The sequence below is a fragment of the Stenotrophomonas sp. STEN022 genome, assembly GCF_056760155.1.
Map to the genome: position 1 here is coordinate 1 of NZ_JBRREG010000195.1, position 890 is coordinate 890.

Consider the following 890-nt stretch of genomic DNA (forward strand, 5'->3'; position numbering starts at 1 on the left):
TGACCCACCCCCAATTACCGGTGCATTTCAAAGTAGAAAATCCGGCATTCTACGACTCTAGGGAATTCGCTTGGGTCCCGTGTTTCAGGGCAAATTCCTCAGGGGTTTTCCATCCTAGTGCACTGTGGGGCCGTTCCTCGTTATAGAAGCGCCGCCACTCTTCGATCTTGCTCCGTGCGTCAGCCAGTGACAAGAACCAATGCTCATTCAGGCACTCCTGCCGAAGGCGGCCGTTGAAGCTTTCTACGAGCGCATTGTCGGTCGGCGTGCCGCGTCGGGAAAAATCCAGCTCCACGGCGTTCTCATAAGCCCAACGATCCATTACCTTTCCGGCGAACTCGCTACCGTTGTCCACCTTTATTGCGCCTGGCGATCCTCGCTGGGCCGCCAACCTTGTCATTGCCTCGGCCACATGTTCCCCGCGCAGTGACTGGTCCACGACAATGGCCAAACACTCATGAGTGAAGTGATCGACCACGGTCAGCATCCGGAAGCGGCGACCGTCAAACAGTGCATCGCTGACGAAGTCCATCCCCCAAAGTGCATTGGGAGCAACAGCTACCTTTATCGGCTGACGTCGGCGTGCACTTCTACTACGCCGAGGCCGGCAATGCCTTAAAGAAAGGCCTTCCTCCTTGTAAATCCGATGGATCCGTTTGTGGTTGTCACGCCAGCCTTCTCGGCGCAGAACCACGAACACACGCTCGCAACCGTAGTGCACCCGACTTGATGTGATCTCACGCATGCGCATTCGTACCGCCTGGCTGTCCCTTACCTTTCCCTTGTACGAATAGCTGGAATACGACATCGTCACCATCTGCAGTGCTCGCCGCATGCTGACCCCAAAGCGCTCTTGCAACCGGCCAACCCAAGTGCGTCGCTGGGCAGGC

1 protein-coding gene is annotated in these 890 nt (G+C 57.0%); it reads right to left on the reverse strand.

Annotated elements, in window-relative coordinates; all coding sequences use genetic code 11:
- Nucleotides 1-49: 49 nt before the first annotated feature.
- Nucleotides 50-890: IS3 family transposase (locus tag ACVOMF_RS20885; RefSeq protein WP_481510975.1), on the reverse strand; the 841-nt coding region annotated here is incomplete at its 5' end.